The organism is Paraburkholderia azotifigens, assembly GCF_007995085.1.
Taxonomy (GTDB): Bacteria; Pseudomonadota; Gammaproteobacteria; order Burkholderiales; family Burkholderiaceae; genus Paraburkholderia; species Paraburkholderia azotifigens.
In genome coordinates, this window is sequence record NZ_VOQS01000003.1 from 1715248 (window position 1) to 1732140 (window position 16893).

Annotated in this window: 12 protein-coding genes; 6 read left to right on the top strand and 6 right to left on the bottom strand. The window is 59.7% G+C overall.

Annotation, left to right across the window (positions count from 1 at the left end; all coding sequences use genetic code 11):
• The first annotated feature begins 1106 nt into the window (after positions 1-1106).
• A complete protein-coding gene (locus tag FRZ40_RS24900; protein ID WP_147235913.1) occupies positions 1107-2225 on the top strand; it encodes an NHL repeat-containing protein in 1119 nt (372 codons plus the stop codon).
• Positions 2226-3282: 1057 nt separating this feature from the next.
• Here FRZ40_RS24900 and FRZ40_RS24905 read toward each other — a convergent pair.
• Positions 3283-4197, bottom strand: coding sequence for a LysR family transcriptional regulator (locus tag FRZ40_RS24905; RefSeq protein WP_167528688.1), 915 nt, complete (start codon positions 4195-4197; stop codon positions 3283-3285).
• A gap of 125 nt (positions 4198-4322) precedes the next feature.
• Between FRZ40_RS24905 and FRZ40_RS24910 the strand changes: the two genes are divergently transcribed.
• The 3 genes from FRZ40_RS24910 to FRZ40_RS24920 all read left to right on the top strand — a co-directional run bounded on the left by FRZ40_RS24910 (position 4323) and on the right by FRZ40_RS24920 (position 7281).
• Entirely contained in the window at positions 4323-5066 is a 744-nt protein-coding gene (locus FRZ40_RS24910) for an SDR family oxidoreductase (RefSeq protein WP_147235914.1), read from the top strand.
• 19 nt (positions 5067-5085) lie between these two features.
• Positions 5086-5883 carry a sugar phosphate isomerase/epimerase family protein gene (locus FRZ40_RS24915; RefSeq protein WP_147235915.1) on the top strand — a complete coding sequence of 266 codons (798 nt, stop codon included), beginning with the start codon at positions 5086-5088 and terminating at the stop codon, positions 5881-5883.
• A gap of 75 nt (positions 5884-5958) precedes the next feature.
• Positions 5959-7281 carry an MFS transporter gene (locus tag FRZ40_RS24920; RefSeq protein WP_147235916.1) on the top strand — a complete coding sequence of 441 codons (1323 nt, stop codon included), beginning with the start codon at positions 5959-5961 and terminating at the stop codon, positions 7279-7281.
• A 237-nt stretch (positions 7282-7518) separates the two neighbouring features.
• Here FRZ40_RS24920 and FRZ40_RS24925 read toward each other — a convergent pair whose 3' ends face one another.
• From FRZ40_RS24925 to FRZ40_RS24935, 3 genes are read right to left on the bottom strand one after another with little or no spacing between them, the layout of a single operon-like run.
• Entirely contained in the window at positions 7519-9150 is a 1632-nt protein-coding gene (locus FRZ40_RS24925; RefSeq protein WP_147235917.1) for a D-alanyl-D-alanine carboxypeptidase/D-alanyl-D-alanine-endopeptidase, read from the bottom strand.
• Positions 9147-10802 (bottom strand): D-alanyl-D-alanine carboxypeptidase/D-alanyl-D-alanine-endopeptidase, encoded by a 1656-nt coding sequence (locus FRZ40_RS24930; RefSeq protein WP_147235918.1) that lies wholly within the window; start codon positions 10800-10802, stop codon positions 9147-9149. The genes FRZ40_RS24925 and FRZ40_RS24930 overlap by 4 nt, the downstream gene beginning before the upstream one ends.
• Positions 10803-10851: 49 nt before the next feature.
• Positions 10852-12090 carry a serine hydrolase domain-containing protein gene (locus FRZ40_RS24935; RefSeq protein WP_147235919.1) on the bottom strand — a complete coding sequence of 413 codons (1239 nt, stop codon included), beginning with the start codon at positions 12088-12090 and terminating at the stop codon, positions 10852-10854.
• A 419-nt stretch (positions 12091-12509) separates the two neighbouring features.
• Here FRZ40_RS24935 and FRZ40_RS24940 point away from each other — a divergent pair, with 419 nt between their 5' ends.
• Together FRZ40_RS24940 and FRZ40_RS24945 are read left to right on the top strand one after the other, a co-directional pair.
• Entirely contained in the window at positions 12510-13319 is an 810-nt protein-coding gene (locus FRZ40_RS24940) for an FYVE zinc finger domain-containing protein (RefSeq protein WP_035543417.1), read from the top strand.
• Positions 13320-13361: 42 nt separating this feature from the next.
• Positions 13362-13820 carry a hypothetical protein gene (locus FRZ40_RS24945; RefSeq protein WP_147235920.1) on the top strand — a complete coding sequence of 153 codons (459 nt, stop codon included), beginning with the start codon at positions 13362-13364 and terminating at the stop codon, positions 13818-13820.
• 79 nt (positions 13821-13899) lie between these two features.
• On the opposite strand, the gene FRZ40_RS24950 is transcribed toward FRZ40_RS24945, so the two are convergent.
• Both FRZ40_RS24950 and FRZ40_RS24955 read right to left on the bottom strand, forming a co-directional pair.
• Entirely contained in the window at positions 13900-14883 is a 984-nt protein-coding gene (locus FRZ40_RS24950; RefSeq protein WP_147235921.1) for a LirA/MavJ family T4SS effector, read from the bottom strand.
• A gap of 208 nt (positions 14884-15091) precedes the next feature.
• On the bottom strand, positions 15092-16873 hold the full coding sequence (locus tag FRZ40_RS24955) for an MltA domain-containing protein (RefSeq protein ID WP_147235922.1): 1782 nt from the start codon (positions 16871-16873) through the stop codon (positions 15092-15094).
• Positions 16874-16893 lie beyond the last annotated feature (20 nt).

A 16893-nucleotide genomic window follows, 5' to 3' on the forward strand; every position in this document is an offset into this window, starting at 1 on the left:
GTATAAATTTCGCGTTGGCATATGGATGAACACAGCGCGAAATAAGGATGCCAATGTGCTATCCGTCGCAACCGATAATCGCGTGGTTTATAGAAGTCCTTGTTGCAAAGCGCACAGCTAAAGGGGCGAATAACACTCAGTGTTATTCGCTGGCCCTACCTTTCCGGAATATCTGGTCACATGTTGAAGCCGTCTGCCAGTTTTGGCCATGGTTCGACTGCATGAAGCGTAACAGTGACTGACGGTGTTTCAAAAACAAGTCTTTAGACGAAGTAACGAGTCGTATTCCTAATGAAATAATGAAATAAAATTGACCAAAGCCGAGGTCGAGCAGGAATTCGAGCAACTGAAGGAGTCTCGGGATTTCGAACGGAATCGTTCGAACCGATGCCAAACAATCTTTAACGTTAGTCCGCCTTGGTAGCCATTCTCCGCCATAACGCAGGTGCCACCGGAAAAAACACAGAGGGTGTAATTTCTGATGACACGCGAACTATACTGTTTTCCACATGAAAGAGTTCTAAAGATATTAAAAGCCGGCTTTGCTGTCAATTGAATTGCTAAGACCAATTTCGAGGGCTACTTCCACGCTTTACACGTGACGCAGCTTGCCAATACGTCCGCCAATATTCCTCCGCCTGCGCTGCGGTTCGTCTCGTATCGCGCTCATGCGACAGGACCATTGACGGCATCGTTCGGCGTAGTTGCTGACACGCTGGTTTGTGCCCTGTGAGCCAATCAGGGCCCGCCCCACGTTTGTTGTTGTTCCACCCGAACAGCAGGGTAGGCATAGACGCCTTCCCAGCTGAGGTGGTTCATTTTACGCGCGCTAGGAAGCTAACCGACGTTGCCCACTGGGGTTCGCCATGAACTATTTACTCTCGGTCATAAAAAAAGCATTTCATGCAACAGGATTCGCCATATTGGTCGCAACGACTCTGACCGCATGTGGCGGAGGTGATTCAGGCGCCACCGGTTCCTCCGCCGACAAATCCGGGTCGGCGATGCAAACAAGCGGTGGATAGGGCGTCGCCTTTGCTCGCCTCGCTGGTCCTACTCGACGTTCTTGTTGGCAATCAAGCAGTAAATACGAATGGAGGCATCAAATGAGTACGTCTTTTCTTTCATCGGTCCATGTCGCCTCGACAAGACGCCGCTTTAGCTGCCGAGGCGCACTGCGCTCAGCACTACTGTTCGCGGTCGTTGCGAGTGGTTCCTGGCTCGTCCCCCAGACGGCCGTTGCCGATGACGTGTTCATCGGTGACGTAGGTGACAATTCAGTGAAAGCGTTCGACGCGACAAGCGGGGCATTCAATGGAATCTTCATTGCGCCAAAAAGTGCTGGCCTCAAAGGTCCGATGGGAATGATATTTACGGAAGGTCAACTTGTGTTGGTCAACCAGAACAGCGCGGGGGGCGGTTCAGGACAACGCGGTGAGATTCTGCGATTTGATGGTGCCACTGGCACTTTCATCGGCAAGCTTGTCGCATCGAGCGACCGCAATGCGCCTTTCGCCCCGCAGGGCCTCGTGCGCGGGGGGCCGGACAATGCCTACTATGTTGCAGACCTCGGTGACCAGTCGAAGAAGTGTACCAACGAGGGGAATGTGAAGGCATATGACAATGCCGGCGCGTTTCTCGGCGACCTGGACCGGCACGCGTTCACTGAAGAATTTCACCCGCGCGGCCTGGTGTACGGCCCGGATGGCCTGCTCTATGTGTCTGCCGTAGGTTGTCTCGACCCAACGGATGCGCTGTACGCGCCACTCACCGGATACGTCTTGCGGTTCAATGCGAGCACCAGGCAATTCGTAGACGTGTTTGCTTCAAATGCCACGGTACCCAGCTTGCATCGCCCTGAAGGACTCGTGTTTGATAGCAAAGGTAACCTGTGGGTGACAAGTTTCCGCGATAACACCAACCCCAACGACACGGACAAAATCCTCAAGCTTGATGGCAAGACGGGTCGACTTGTCGACACGCTTCCGCTCTGGACATCGGGCTCGTCCCGCGCATTTGCGCAGGCTATTCTCTTCGGGCCCGGAGGAAAGCTATTTGTTCCAATTACAGGCAATGCCCTTGACACGGCGGGACAAGTGAAGAGTTGCGACATCGCGACAAAACAATGCGACGTCATCGTTCAGGCCGGCGGTGTGCTGCAGTCGCCGTGGTTCTTGATATTCAGGAGCACCGACCCCGCGACGCTCAGATATACGGGGCAGTAATGGTACGGAGTTGGCGGCGATCCGGGGCCAACGTGCCCGAGCCGAGTGGACTGCCGCGGGTCTCGTCGGGCGCGCCCCACTCAACGGGTGACGCGTCCTCGACGGACGATTCGACCGGACTCGCGTCCTCAGAGGTGGAGGGCGCAGGTCCTTCGGAAGTGCGGGTTTCCATCTCGGGAATGCCGGAGCCAAACCATGCAGCCTTCGTCTGTATGTACTCGACGTGTGCGTTCCAGCCGGAAGGGCTACCGCCAAACAGGTCGTGCTGAACCGTCGACGCGAGCGCCTTGCAGTTGAGTTCCGTCTCAAGCAGTTGCGTTGGCCACAGGGAGTACGCGTTCGCGACGCGTGCACTAAGCGGGCTACGGCCATTTCGGCAGTAGTTACGAGCTGGGCCTATGGGCTCGCTGTTCGCCACGTACTTCGGGCGCACCCACACCGTGAAGGACGCTGCCGTCCATTCTAAATCGGCCGGTCCGCCCCAATTCTGCCGTCGCACCGGGGTCCGCATTGGCCGCTTCGCGTTGACTGGCCGGCCGATGCGCTGCTGCCTGAATGCCGTGCGCGGCGTAGCTTCCTCTAGTCCCCCTCCGTGCCGTTCGCAATCGTTCGCGTGCGGTGCAAGCGAATTCTCAAATGCAGTTTGAGCGCAATGCACGCCGAATGCGCGCTACGATTTTCGGCGAAAAAGAAGACCGCTGAGGGGGCCTCCTGGTCGAGGTTTTTTTAAGGTGTCTGCGCGCAAGGCAATCAACCGAAAAGCCAATATTCCCGCTGTCTTTGCGCCACATGACGGCGCACTTCATGGCCGGGAGCACCAGCTCCGCGAACGTTCTGCATAGCTAACGTTCGAGTGTCAACGAGAGCTTTCCGGCCACGTGGGTGTACGCGTACTCCCGGCCATGAAGGAACGTTCACTGTCGGCGAAGCGGCGTCACCTGAACGGCCGCTTTACTCCCGAACGAGACGTGAAGAATCCCCAGGCATCGCTTCGCCAAAGATGGCTGAGGGCGCTCAATGGAATCCGTCCACATCTGACTCCCGTGTCGGCTTCACCTCATTCCGGAACGGAAGCATCCGGAATCGCGCGTCGCAGGTGTTCTGAGCGCTTATAAACTGCCTGCATGAACAAACTTGCATTCCGCGATGGCGGTGCAAAGCGCGAGTAGACAAAGTGAGCTGTGATGTCGATGCATTCGCGCAGCGGGCGAATGATCAGCGAGCTTCCTGTCGTCGCGAAATTATCGACGATGGTCACGCCTAGTCCACCCTCGACCAGGGCAAGTGCCTGATCGGCGCGCATCACGTCGATCGTCGACTTGAGTTCGACGCCCGCCTGCTGACACGCCTGTGCGATCACCGTCCCGAACGGAATGTCCCGTTTGAAGAGTACGACGGGTTCATCGACCAGATCGGCGAGCGCGACGCTCTTCTTTGCTGCAAGTCTGTGTCCCTTCGGCATCGCGCAGACCATGCTGCCGTACATGAAGGGGACGTTATGCAGGTGCTCGTGAGCAACTGGCATCGCAGAGATGGCGACTTCCGCTTCCTTGCTCAGAAGTTCCATTGGCATGTCGGCCATTAGTGTGGTTTGCCAACTCACCGTCAACGCAGGCAGCTTTTTCTTGAGTTCGACAAGCGCCGGCGCAACCACGCTCGTCGCCAATGACGCACTGCATGTCACGCGCAACAGGCTAGAAGGACCGAGTGCCAGTGCATGGGCGAATTCGTCGACCCGCATCGCCGCCTGATAGACCTGTTCAACTTCTCTGAACAGCGCATGCGCTTCACTAGTCGGGACGAGGCGTCCTTTGGAACGTTCGAAGAGACGCAGACCGAGCGTTGTTTCGATATGCGACACCAGCTTGCTCACGGCAGGCTGCGAGACGAACAACAGCTTGGACGCCGCGTTGATCGATCCCGTCAGCATGATCGCGCGAAACACCTCCATGTACCTGAGTTTGAAGCGCATCGAGTGTCGCCTCCGCCGCCGCTTAACCGAAAGTTATAGGTTATCGGAACTTCGGCATACGACAAAAGAGGCGTTTGTCCTTAGTATCGGCTCAAACGATTTCCAACGCTTTGGAGACAAGGTACATGAACAAGCTGGATTTGCAGGATCGCGTCTGCGTCATCACTGGCGGCTCGGGCGCTATCGGCTACGCGATTGCTGAGCGTTTTATTGCATCGGGTGCGAAGGTCGTGCTGTGGGATATTGACGGCGCGGCTGCCCATGCGGCTGCCGAACAGTTGCGCGCCGTGTCATCGGCTCAGGTCAATGTGACCGATGCAGCCAGCGTCGCAACCGCAGCAAAGGCGGCATACGAGCGCTTCGGCTCGGTTGACGTACTGATCAACGCTGCGGGCATCAACGGCCCTATCGGGCCGGTCGAGACCTATGGGATTGACGCGTGGCGGCAGGTCATCGACATCAACCTCACGGGTGTATTCATTTGCTGTCGGGAGGCGTTGCCCTATCTGCGCCAGGCGCGGCACGGGCGCATCGTCAATCTTTCCTCCGTCGGAGGGAAGGAAGGCAATCCGAATCAGGGCGCGTATGGAGCGTCGAAAGCAGGCGTGATCGCGCTGACGAAATCGTTGAGCAAGGAACTGGCGGACACCGATATTCGCGTCAATTGCGTAACGCCTGCCGCCATCGAATCGGAGATGCTGCGCAACATGACGGCCGACGCCCGGAACTTCGTGCTCGCGAAGATCCCGCTCGGGCGCGCAGGCCGACCGGACGAAGTCGCGTCGATGGTCGCATGGCTCGCGACCGAGGAGTGCTCGTTCACGACAGGCGCTGCCTTCGATCTCACGGGCGGCCGCGCCACATACTGACGCGACGGAGCACGACGCAATGAAACGGCTTTCCCTCTCTCATCTCACCGTGCTCGATGTCGGGCCGCCGCACCTTATTACTCTCGCGGCCGAAGCGGGATTTCGTGCGGTCGGCATCCGGCTGTGCTCTCCGATGCCCGGGGGCGTGGCGTATCCGTTGCGTGCCGGTTCCCCCGCGCTGCGCGACACGCGGCGTCTGATGAATGCGCATGATGTGGTGGTGTCGGACATTGAAGTGGTTCGTATTGCGGCCGATACGCGTATCGATGACTACGCCGACGCGTTTGAGGCAGGTGCCGAACTCGGCGCGCGGCGCGTGTGCATCAACATCGACGATTCCGAACGCGCGAGAGTCATCGACCGACTGGGTGCGCTATGTGATCTTGCCGCGCCGTTCGGCCTTGCGCTAGACGTTGAGTTTATGGTGTGGCGTCCCGTGGCGCGACTCGAAGATGCGGTGAGTGTCGTGAAGGAAGTTCACAAACCGAACGTCTTCGTTCTCATCGACGCACTGCATCTGATGCGCTCTGGCGGGACGGTCGCATCGGTCGAGGCGCTCGACCCTGCGTTGATCGGCAGTGTGCAGCTTTGCGATGCGCCGCTCGCGTCACCGCCACCGTCGGGAATCGTCGACGAGGCGCGCGGCAACCGGCTATTGCCGGGCGAAGGCGAACTGCCTTTGCGCGAACTGCTCGATGCACTTCCGAAGGACGTTCCGATATCCGCCGAAGTACCGCTTGCACGCGAAACGGATTGCATGATGCGGGCGAGCCTCGTTCGACAGGCCACGGAGCGGCTACTTCGAGAAAGAGCCTAGCGGACCCACAGATTTATGCACAAATACACGGAGACAGAGATGACAGCTGATGCAATGCGAACCGACGCGGCCCGTATGGCCGCACCCGCCGCCACTGCGCGGCACGCGCGAAAAGCAGCCATTGCCGGATGGATAGGCAGCGCGCTCGAATACTACGACTTCTTCATATACGGCACGGTCGCAGCGCTGGTATTTCCTCGTATCTTTTTTCCGCCTGGCGACATCGCCGCCGCGACACTCGCATCGATGGCGACCTTCGGGGTTGCCTATGCCGCACGTCCCCTTGGATCATTCCTGATGGGGCACTATGGTGACCGCCTTGGCCGAAAGGTGGTGATGGTCGGCACCTTGCTGTTGATGGGGCTCTCGACGTTTCTCGTCGGCTGCCTGCCGAGCTTTCAGAGCGCAGGACTTCTTGCGCCCGCGCTGCTTGTCGTGCTGCGCATTCTGCAGGGCATTTCGGCGGCGGGTGAACAGGCCGGCGCGAATTCGATGTCGTTCGAACATGCGCCAGCCAACCGTCGCGGATATTACACGAGCTGGACATTGAGCGGGACGCAAGGCGGACAGGTACTTGCGCCAGCCGTCGTACTGCCACTTGCCGCTTTGCTGTCCGAGGATCAGCTGTTGTCGTGGGGCTGGCGGGTGCCATTCTGGCTGAGCGCGGTGGTCGTGATTGTTGGCTTTATCGTACGTGCGCGCCTTGAGGAAACCCCTGCTTTCCAGAGCGAAGCGTCGCACGGCGAAGTTCCCGCAGCACCGCTCAAAACGCTTCTGACCAGCTATCGCAAGGAACTGTTTCAGGTTTTCTTTGCGGCGCTGATTGCGTCGATCGGGACGACCTTCGCGGTGTTTTCTTTGTCCTTCTCACGCACGATGGCGCATCACGTAAGCACGTCAACGATGCTCTGGACCGCCGTCATCGCCAACCTGATCGCCGTTTTCATTATCCCGGTGTATGCCACGCTGTCTGATCGAATCGGGCGACGTCCAGTGTTCATCACAGGCAACATACTGTGCGCAATCGGCGTCGCAATTTTTCTATGGTCGATTACGACGGGCAGCGACATCCTGGTTCTTGCCACGGGCGTGGTTCTCGGCGGCGTTGTCTTTAGCATTACCAATGCTGTTTGGCCAGCTACGTACGCCGAGCGGTTTCCGACACAAGTCCGGCTTTCGGGAATGGCGATCGGTACGCAGTTCGGCTTCGCGGTGGCGGGGTTTGCGCCGCTCATCGAAACGGCGCTGATCGGCAAGTTCGGCACTGCGCCGTGGATGCTGCCGGCAGCGTTTGCGGCGTTCGTCTGCCTGTTGTCGGCGACGTCGATCTACTCGATGCGAGAGACCTACAACGTTCCGCTGGAGCGTCTTGGACTGCGTGACGGGCGGGCGCGCTGAACCCTCGATGATGAGAGAGCGTCGTGATTGGGAATGCATTTGCAAACGCGACCATGACGCTCTCGGGGATGGCGTGGTGCATGCCTGTTCGCTGTCGCGTATCGACGAAGTTCCGGATGCCTTTCGCTCCGCTTCAGGTCCGGGATTCAGCGGATAGATACAATGAGTACTTCAGCGAAGCATCCAGATTCACAGACCGTCTGCAAGCCAACAGCTGATAACAGCGCCCTGTAGCAGCTAGTACTTTGCGTAGATATCGCCAAGTATCATAGCCTCGTCGTCAAACACTTCGAGCGTATCGGAAAGCGCAGTCAGCGGCCCTGCATCGTTGACGAACAGTGCGTACGCGAGCCGCCGGCCGCTTTTCGCATCGATGTACCCCGCCATGTTCATCGCGACCATTTCGTTGTTAGCGTTGATGGTGGCGCCGCTCTTCACGTAGATGTGCTCCTTTCCGACGACATTCTTGCCGACGGCCGCCAACGATCCATCGACACCGAGAATCGAAAGCGCATCGTGATAAACGGGATAAACGGGCAAGCGGCTCATCACAGCGAGTAGCGTCGCCGTCGTGCGAGCGGTCGCCTGACTGTCGGGCGTGCCGCTGCCGTTGGTCGGGAAGCTGAAGCTCGCGCCGTCCAGGCCAAGCGTGCCCGTCAAATATTTGCGCTCTGTGGCGAGAGCATCGTTGACGGTGCGTACTCCTTGCGCGAGTCCCTGATACATCAGGCTCAAGTTTGCGCCGGTGTTCAGGCTGACCTTCAGCACGAGCTTCGCGAATTCCGAGTACGGCATCGATGTATAGCTCGCGACTTGCGTCGAGCCCGCATAGTCCTGGGTCGGCGCAAGCGCGGCCGTCTGGTTCCGCTGCACGGCAGGAGCCGACACGCTGACGCCCGCGCGCGTCAGTGCATCGATGAAGGCCGTGCGTGCGAACGATGGCGGATCTTCGACCCGCAAGATACTCACGTATTCGCCATTGCCGACGAGCGGCGATACGAAGCCCACCGGAATCGTCGCGGGAACCGCGAGACTCGTGGCGCTCGACAACGTGCCCTTGCAGCCAGGCGCGGCGAGACACGAAAGCGGCGCCTCGTTCAGCGCATCGCCCGACACCATGACGTCGGCAGCGCTGTTTGTTGCCGTCGTCACCGACGTGCCTTGCATCGTCATTGCGCTGGTGCGCGGCCGCCAGTCGAGCACGCCCGCCGCGCCAACGGAGGCGCCCGGTACGAGCGTCACGTCGATCACGTTTTCGTTGATGACGATCGGTGAGATCAGCACGTTGCCATTCGGCACGCGGAACGAATCGAACAGACGGTCGTCGACGATCACATCGCCGTTCACCGACGTAATGCCCGATGCTCTCACCTGCTGCGCCAGATCGTTCAACGCGGTCAGCGGGTCTTCAGGCGTAAGCAGCGCGCCGCCGAAGCCGCGTGCGTCGTTGTGGTCGAAATCGGTGAAATCGACGGTGCCGTCGGGCTTTTGCCGTCCGCCGAAGGTGAGATCGCCCGATGCCTTCAGGATGAGATTGCCCGTCAGTGTGCCGGATGCGTCGACCGTGCCCGCGCTATAGACGGGCGTGACGAAGCGGTGACCGGCGCCGACCACGTTGAGCGCAGTCGCCACCGAATAGAGTTTGCGTACCGATGCCGTCAGTACAAGCAGATCGGGATTCAGCGAATCGAGCATCTGCCCCGTGTTCGCATCCATCACGACCATCGACCATTGTGATTTCGCGTTCGTATACCGCGGCTTTTTCATGATCGCCGCGATGGGATCGTCCGAACCGCTGCTGCCGCAACCTGCAACCAACGCGCAGCACGCAATCAGCGCCAGAGCCGCCGCGAGTGGTGCGCGCTTCATTGCAGCTTCCAGATCTGCGCGGCAATCATGCCTTCGTCCTGAAACGCGTTCAGTACGGTCGGGAAGCCTTCGAACGCGACGTTGTTCACCGTCACGAAGAACGCAAGACGATGGCCGCTCTTTGCGTCAATATATCCGGCGAGCGCCTGCCCCTTGAGTTGCGGCACGACCGGCGTTGTCGAACTCAAGCCGACATAGGTGCCCGTCTTCGCGTACACCTTGCCTTTCGCGCCCGCGAGCGTCGGGTCCGCTTCGAAGTCGGTGACGGTCGTCAGCGATCCGTCTACGCCCAGGAAGGGTAGCGAATCGACGTAAGCCGCGTAGTCTGGCATCAGACGCATGCCGCGCAGCAACGCGATGACGGCCTTCGCGTTCGCTGTGGTCTCGCCGCCGCCGCTGCCGTCTTCGAAGTGATACTGGCTGGGTGCTATGTTGAACGTAGACGACAGTTCCTGCTGTTCCGTCGCAAGCGATGCGGCCATCGTCCGTGAGCCGCTTTTCGCGAGCCCGTAAAGCATGAGCGTCACGTCCGCACCGATGTTGTAGCTGACCTTGTTCACGAAGCGGATGTCTTGCGCGTAGGGCGCGGACGTGAGTTGCGCCACTTGCTGCGCGCTCGAATACGAGCCTTGTGCAGGTAGCGTAGCCAGCTCATTCGGCCCGACGGCTGCCGCCGTCACTGTGACGCCGGCCCGCGCGAGCGCTTCAATGAACACCGTGCGTGCGTAGGTCGATGGCGCGCTGACCCGGAACGTACGAACGAGCGGATAGGCGTTTGTCAGCGGAGGCTGTTCGACGGTAGGCACCGTGCCGCTCACCGCGCCGGAACAGTTCGCCGTTCCGAAACACACCGGCACCAGATTCTGCGAGGGATCAGGTGTGAGTTCGACCTTGAAGCCGCTCGTCGTCGAATCCGTCTTGAGCGTCGACTGCACCGAGAAGGCCGCGGAGACCGGTCGATAGTTGAACGGAAGCACAGCACCATCCGCGCTCGAACTGAACGAGATATCGACCACATCGTCGTTGACCAGCATCGGCGTGACGTTGAACCCTTCCTCCTCACGGAACGGGAAGGCGTCGAAAAGGCGGTCGTCGATGACGACATCGCCGCTGACGGTCTTGATGCCCGCTGCCGCCACCTGCGCGGCCAGCGCGTTGAATCCCGCCAACGGGTCTGGCGCCGTCAGGATTGCGTTGCCGAGCCCGTCGGCTTCGTTGTGATCGAATGCGCTGATCGCTATCGTGCCGTCGGGATTCGCTCGGCCGCCCATCGTCAGGTCGCCGCTCGCCACCATGATCAGGTTGCCGGTGAGCACGCCGTTCGCGTCGACGTTGCCCTGCTTGTACACGGGCGTCACATGCGTGGATCTGGCACCGAGCACGTCCAGCGCGTTGCCGGTCGAAAAGAGCTTGCGCACGGAGGCGATATAGACCTGCGAACCCGAATTGAGATCGTAAATCACGCGCCCTGTATCGAGATCGACGACCTGCATTGCCCAGATCGCATTGGCGTAGGCCGGTTTTTGCATGATCTGCGTGATCGCGTCGGGCACCGCCGTGTCCGGATGGTCCGAACCGCCACACGATGCCAGCATCAATGTGAGTGCAATCACGCTCAGGCGTGAGCGTTGACGATCGATTCTCGCGTTCATCCCAGAGGTCTCCCGACTCGATTTACCGAATGCGAATGGCAATGCGGGGTTATGGCTGGTCTTCGTCGATGATTTCAACCGACTTGCCCAGTTCGTTGATCACGATTCGTGCGATCGCGTCGGCGGGCGCCTGACCATCAGGTGTGTCCGCCGTTGTCGCCCATGTGACGACCGTTGTTTTTGTCGTTGGGTCGTACACCATGAACGTGTTAAATCCGTTGATCTGGCCGTTGTGTCCGTAGAACGTGCCGAACTTCGCGATACCGAGGCAATAGCCCGGCGAGTTCGGGTTGGATGGCGTGAGCGGCGTGCAGGTGGAGAGCCGCTTCGCCTGCAATTCGGCATCCAGATAGCCGCCTCCGACCATGCGTTGCGCGAACGCGGCCAGTTCCTTGATGGTCGAGATGCCCGAGCCGGCCGTCCAGCCCCACGATGGGCTCGCGTTCGTCACGTCAGTCGGTTGCAGCGTGCCATTTCGCGCAGCCGCCTGCCGCGCAGGCGAGAGCGCGGGCGTCGTCGCCGTCTCCGCATTTGTGCCCCACAGATAGCTGTGCGGCGACGGCGCAGGGAGCGATGTATCTGTCTGCGCGGGCAGATAGGTTTCGGTGGTGCCAAGCGGCGCGAACAGCCGCGCCTGAATCGCCGCGGCGGCGCTCATGCCCGTGATCTGCTCGATGATCATACCGAGCAGCACCGTGTTCGTGTTCGAATAACCGAACGAGGTGTCTGGCGCGAAATCGACGGGATGATTGAACGCGATCGCCAGCATTTCGGCAGTCGTCCATATCTTGTCTGGCTGCGAATCGAGTGTCTGGTTAAAACCGGGATCTCTCGTGTAGTTGTAGAGACCGCTTCGCATCGCCAGCAATTGCTGGATCGTGATGGCATCGCCGTTGGGGACGTTCGGCACGAACTTGCTGACGGGATCGCTCAGATTCAGCTTGCCTTCCTGGATCAGTTGCAGGATGACGGTGCCCGTCCATGTCTTCGTCACGCTGCCGACGCGGAAGTGCGCGTTGGTCGGAATCGGCATGCTGGTGCCTCGCTGCGCGGTGCCGAACGATTCGAGCCAGTCGCCCTGCGGCGATTGCACGTACACCACGGCACCCGGCGTCAACGTCGTGACGAGCAGCTGATTGATCTGCGCACGGGAAGAGGATATGTACGAAGGCTCGCTCGATGAAGAACCGCCACACGCCGATAACGCGAGCGCGAACAGCAATGCTGAAGTATGGGCGCCAATTGCGAACGCCGGTCGCAATTTCGAAAACAGGCGGAGGAGAGCCATTGTTTTTCCTTAGACCTTACCGCAATGCTTTCTTATCTTCGAAGTGCCTTAAATTCCGATAGATGCGCTTGCAACGTGATGATCCCGTGGACGAGTATAGGATGCGTTCTTCAAATATGCATGCGCCTTACGAAGAAACGATTTGCTGATACAGCGAATCTGCTAGCTCCTGGCGAATTCACACAGTGTTTAGATAAGAGGGTTCGATCGTCGCATTCGTGCGCGCAGGATGTGCAGGCAGTTGCCCGCGCGAAATGCGGGCACGAACCTCGGCTCGCTTTGCGCAGCCGGGGTGTCTTGCCAAATGTTGCGGTTCGCCTTGCCATCGCGCCAGCCGCTTTCTAGTCTGAGCGTATAGCCGAGCAGCGCGGACAAACCTCTACTGGCGCAACACCCAGCTTCTGCCAGGCCCCACTTTCGTGGGGCTGAAGAATGGCACCGCCGTCAATATGCTCACATCCAAAGAGTGCAAGCATTACGAATACGTGGGCGACTGTCATACGCACCCGTACCTCAACAAGATGGGCGCAAAGGCGATGATCGGTCCTTCGTCGAGCGACTATATGGAGTGGTGGCTTTATACCCCGAGCAACTACACCTTCTCGATTCACTTCGTGGTGAGCGGAGATACCGTATTCCTGATACTGACCCGCGACGTCACCAAGATGGGACATAAGCTGCTCAGCGTTGCATTGACCAGTACGACGCCCGACACTGACGTAACAAACGAACCCATGCGCCTCGACTACAAGCTGGCGGATATCTACGGCAACGTAGTAAACACCGACCAGGAGCTCGACTTCTGGGAGTCCCGCTTCCCGGACCATGCGCGCCGCTTCACGGAGGCCAACCTTGCGATGAACGCCGCGCTCGGCGATTTGCTTGGCTTCGAATACTACCAGGGCAAGCTCAAATCTGAAGGCATCATTCTCGAGCGGCAAACCACGCAGGAGGTGTACGGTCCGGCCGTGATCATCGGGAAGACGCTCACGCCGAAAACCACGGCGAAGTGGATTGACGACAGCAAGGCGACTCGCTGCACAAGCTGCAAGCGCGCATTCTCAATGACGTTCCGCAAGCACCATTGCCGCAACTGCGGCCGGATTTTCTGCGAACAATGCTCGAGTTCGCAGGCGCCGGTCAAGAACCGGCTGTCCCGTTGGGGCGGGAATACTGCTGGAGTAAAGGTTGCCCGGGTGTGCGACGAGTGCTATTCGATGTGCCGCTGAAGCAGCCAGAAGAGCCGCAGCTATGAATCCAAGGGGCCCCGCGTGACATCGATGCCTATCTGGTTCTCGCAATTGACATGGCGTGCCCCGCCCATTCCTGTCACGCATTTTGTCGCGAACCTGGTCAAGCGGGATGTCATTCCGCTCGGCGCGGGCATCTATATTTTTTCGACCAATGACCAGCCTCTATCTGCCGGCAATGTCCTCTATGTCGGAAAGGCGGATGGTGCGCGACAAACGCTTCAGCGGCGTCTGGATGTGTATTTTCGTAGATTCGCTCGACCCGGTGGCAAACCCAGCAGGCACGCTGGACTTGAACTGCTAAACAAGATGTATCGGGAAGCGCCCAACGCACTCTATGTGCGTTGGGCGGGCTGCGTGGTTGCGAGAGAGATCGAGGGTGAGCTGATCTGGATCTTCGACCCCGTTTGCAATTCAAAAGACGAGCACCGCAGCGGATACGATGAAGATACTCTGATCCCCGCCGAGTATCTTTACTAGCGGATTTGCGTGTCCACCGCTGGCAAGCATCCGCAGTGTCGAAGATCGGTCCTGCGCTCGCCCCGCGCTTTGCGGCGGCCTATTTCGCATAGGAGTCGTAGAGTCGTCCGGAAATGTTGTGAAATCTGACCTCGCGGGCCCCCTTCACTGCGGGCGGCTTTACGTAGCCGGGATTTCGCTTGTACCTGACTACCTTGTCATCTGCTGTTTTCCCGGGCGTCCACGCCGCGGCGTTTTGCCATTGCTCGGTGTTATGCGTAGCAATTCCGGTCGTCTGTATGTCCGTAACCTTGTTATACATCTCCCCGTCTGTATCGCTGTAGGCCGTCTGCTCGGCTAGCCAGTTACGGTTCTTGTAGCGCCAGTAGAGATAGGTTGAAAGAAAGTGATCAGCAAACGGCCGGCGATCACCCATCAACAGATAGTCCATCAGACACTGGGGTGCACGGAACGATTCCGACTCCAGCGTTTCGCCGTTGTTCAAGGTCTCGGTCGCGAATTTCTTCATGTCGGATGGAAAGCAGTCCACGACCCATTGCCACATCGTGACCGACAGGTCGTCGATGCCTTTGGGTTTGCATCTGAAGTTGACTGTGTTGGCATAGAATTCGGCCGTCTGATCCCCTACCACGCCCGATTCGGCGATCGCAAGCCACTGAAGGCTGTGGCTGTGCTCGCCATGGCGTGAGTCCATGCTGTCCTTAAAGAAAACCTTGTTGCGTACGTGCGTGCCGAGCAGAGGATCGCCGGCGACGAGTACGATGCCGATCGGTGCGTTGTTGCGTGCGCGGTCTGTGTTGACGTGCAACTGGTTCTGGAACGTGAACCCGTGTCTGCGGGCCACTACGCCCATTGCCTTAGTGAACTTGTTGTGTTCATTCTTATCGCAGGAGAGGTACTCGATCCAGAGCGATTGCGAAACCTTTCTCAGACTTGCCGTGAATCGCTCACGGTCGCAAAGGAAAGTCACAATGGCGGCGTAGCCATCGATGTAGTTCGTTTTAGAGAGATCCTCACCATCGCGCACGAATGTCTTTTTTTCCCGATCGAACTTCGCTTTCACGAACTTGTTCTCGATCAGACTGGCCCTGGCTTGTGCTGCTTGCAGAAACACAGTGCTTGGCATTGCATTACCCCCCTGTTGGAAAGAATGTGACTATGGTGTTGCGCTTGTTGCTATTGGATTCATCATGGGTAAGCGCAGGTGGCGCCCACAGGCAGCGAACATGTCGGGCAAAATCATCTCAGGGTCCAATCAAACCTACGCGACCTCAAGGCGTATCGTCGACGCACAAATCGGGATCGCTAACGACGCAATCGGCACTCGGCGCCGCTGCGCCGCCGCCACGCGTTTTCAGCGCCGCATCTCTCGCAGAGATGGGCAGCCCTTTCGGCAATAGCACCCACATCCGTATGCGTTCCTTCGTTCGGCTCGCCTGAGTCTGCGCGCTCTGGCCGAAACCATAGAAATAGTCCGCCCTCACTGCGCCCCGAATCGCACCGCCGGAATCTTGCGCCATCATCAGCCGGTCGATTGCGCCGGGGGCTTGCGGATCGTCGAGCGTCGAGACGAACACGGGCGCGCCGAGCGGCGTGGTGCGCGGATCGACGGCCACGGAGCGGCCCGCCGATAACGGCACGCCCAGCGCGCCGACAGGGCCATTCGGCGAGTCGGGAATCAACCTGAAGAACACATAGCTGGGGTCCGATATGGCGAACACGCGCTTGACGGGCGTGTTGCCGGTCTGCGCGCCTCCCGTCCCCGCACCGGTGTTGGCCGGTTTCGAAGCGACAGATCCATTCGACGTCGCGCCTGCCAGGCTCCCGGTGGAAGCGGGACGCACGGCGGGTGCCGCGGAGTCGCCGCTTGGCGGTGTCGCTGAAGCGAGTTTGAAGCCGCGCAGCAACGGCGACACCGGTTCATCGTCGTCCTGCGAGTGTGCGGACGGGACACCGCCGACGGCATCTCCGGCGTTGCCCGCCGGCGACTCGTCCTGAACGTCGATCTCGACATCGATGCCGCGCACGGTGATCCGCTGCCCACCTCCATTCGCGCGCGCGACGGGCGGCAGGAATGGCCGGCCGTTCTGTTCTGCGTAAGCGAAGCGGCGCACCGTGCCATCACGCATGCGCACCTTGCCTGCGCCTTGCACCTGCATCGAGTACAGCATGACGGGGTCGTCGACATACGCGAGAATGGGCGCCTTGAGCGCGCCGCGCTCGATCTCCGCGCGCGCGTAGTACGGCACGATGCGTTCGTGATCGAGCCGCAGACGGATCTTTTTGTCGCGTATGTCCGGCACGCTGTCGCGCAGGTCGAGAACGTAGACACCTTTCACACTGCCCGGCGTGACGTCGGCGACGGGAACGACCGCTCGGCCTTCGATGCGCGCCGCGCTTGCCGACCCGTGCGCGCTGTCCGGCAAGCGTCGGGCATCGAGATACAACATGTCGTCGGGCGTGCCATAGATGGGATAGAGGAAGGCGCCGCCATATTGCTGGCTTCCGTTGAGCAGCGGCTCGTAATAGCCAGTCAGCGTGCCGTTCCCGCTCTTGTCTGTATTGCGGATCTGGTAGGCGTTGAAGTACGCCTCGAAGAACTGGCGAATAGCGGCGGCATTGCTTGCATCGACCGAGCGCAGCGCCGTGCACGGGTCCGACCAGCCGGCTCGCGAGCCGAGCACCGAGCAGCTGCGCCGGAAGGCGTCCCACGAGCCACTGAGGTCGTCGGTGTTCCAGCCTGGCAGATCGGCGAAGCGCGCTGACGAGTAATACGCGTGACGCGTCGCGAAGGCAACGCTGTTGCTCGCAATTGCAGCGGATGCGGGAGACGCGGCTTCCGTCGCTGACGTGACGCGGGCAGTGTCGATCTGCGCGGATGGCGTTGGCGCGGCAGGCGCGGACATCGGTGGCGTCGCTTGCGCTGCCCGTTGAGATGACGCCAGTGCTGGCAGTCCGCTCGCTGGCCCGAAGGTCGTCGTCGATGCAGGTTGGCTGCCTGCGCAACCGGCGAGCGCCACAACCAGAACGAGCTTCCAGGCTACGTTGTGCATGCCGCCTCCTGGTCGCCGAT

Bases quoted from the DNA above. Each gene is read 5' to 3' on its own strand.
- FRZ40_RS24900 (WP_147235913.1), top strand. From the start codon at position 1,107: ATGAGTACGTCTTTTCTTTCATCGGTCCATGTCGCCTCGACAAGACGC.
- FRZ40_RS24905 (WP_167528688.1), bottom strand. From the start codon at position 4,197: ATGCGCTTCAAACTCAGGTACATGGAGGTGTTTCGCGCGATCATGCTG.
- FRZ40_RS24910 (WP_147235914.1), top strand. From the start codon at position 4,323: ATGAACAAGCTGGATTTGCAGGATCGCGTCTGCGTCATCACTGGCGGC.
- FRZ40_RS24915 (WP_147235915.1), top strand. From the start codon at position 5,086: ATGAAACGGCTTTCCCTCTCTCATCTCACCGTGCTCGATGTCGGGCCG.
- FRZ40_RS24920 (WP_147235916.1), top strand. From the start codon at position 5,959: ATGGCCGCACCCGCCGCCACTGCGCGGCACGCGCGAAAAGCAGCCATT.
- FRZ40_RS24925 (WP_147235917.1), bottom strand. From the start codon at position 9,150: ATGAAGCGCGCACCACTCGCGGCGGCTCTGGCGCTGATTGCGTGCTGC.
- FRZ40_RS24930 (WP_147235918.1), bottom strand. From the start codon at position 10,802: ATGAACGCGAGAATCGATCGTCAACGCTCACGCCTGAGCGTGATTGCA.
- FRZ40_RS24935 (WP_147235919.1), bottom strand. From the start codon at position 12,090: ATGGCTCTCCTCCGCCTGTTTTCGAAATTGCGACCGGCGTTCGCAATT.
- FRZ40_RS24955 (WP_147235922.1), bottom strand. From the start codon at position 16,873: ATGCACAACGTAGCCTGGAAGCTCGTTCTGGTTGTGGCGCTCGCCGGT.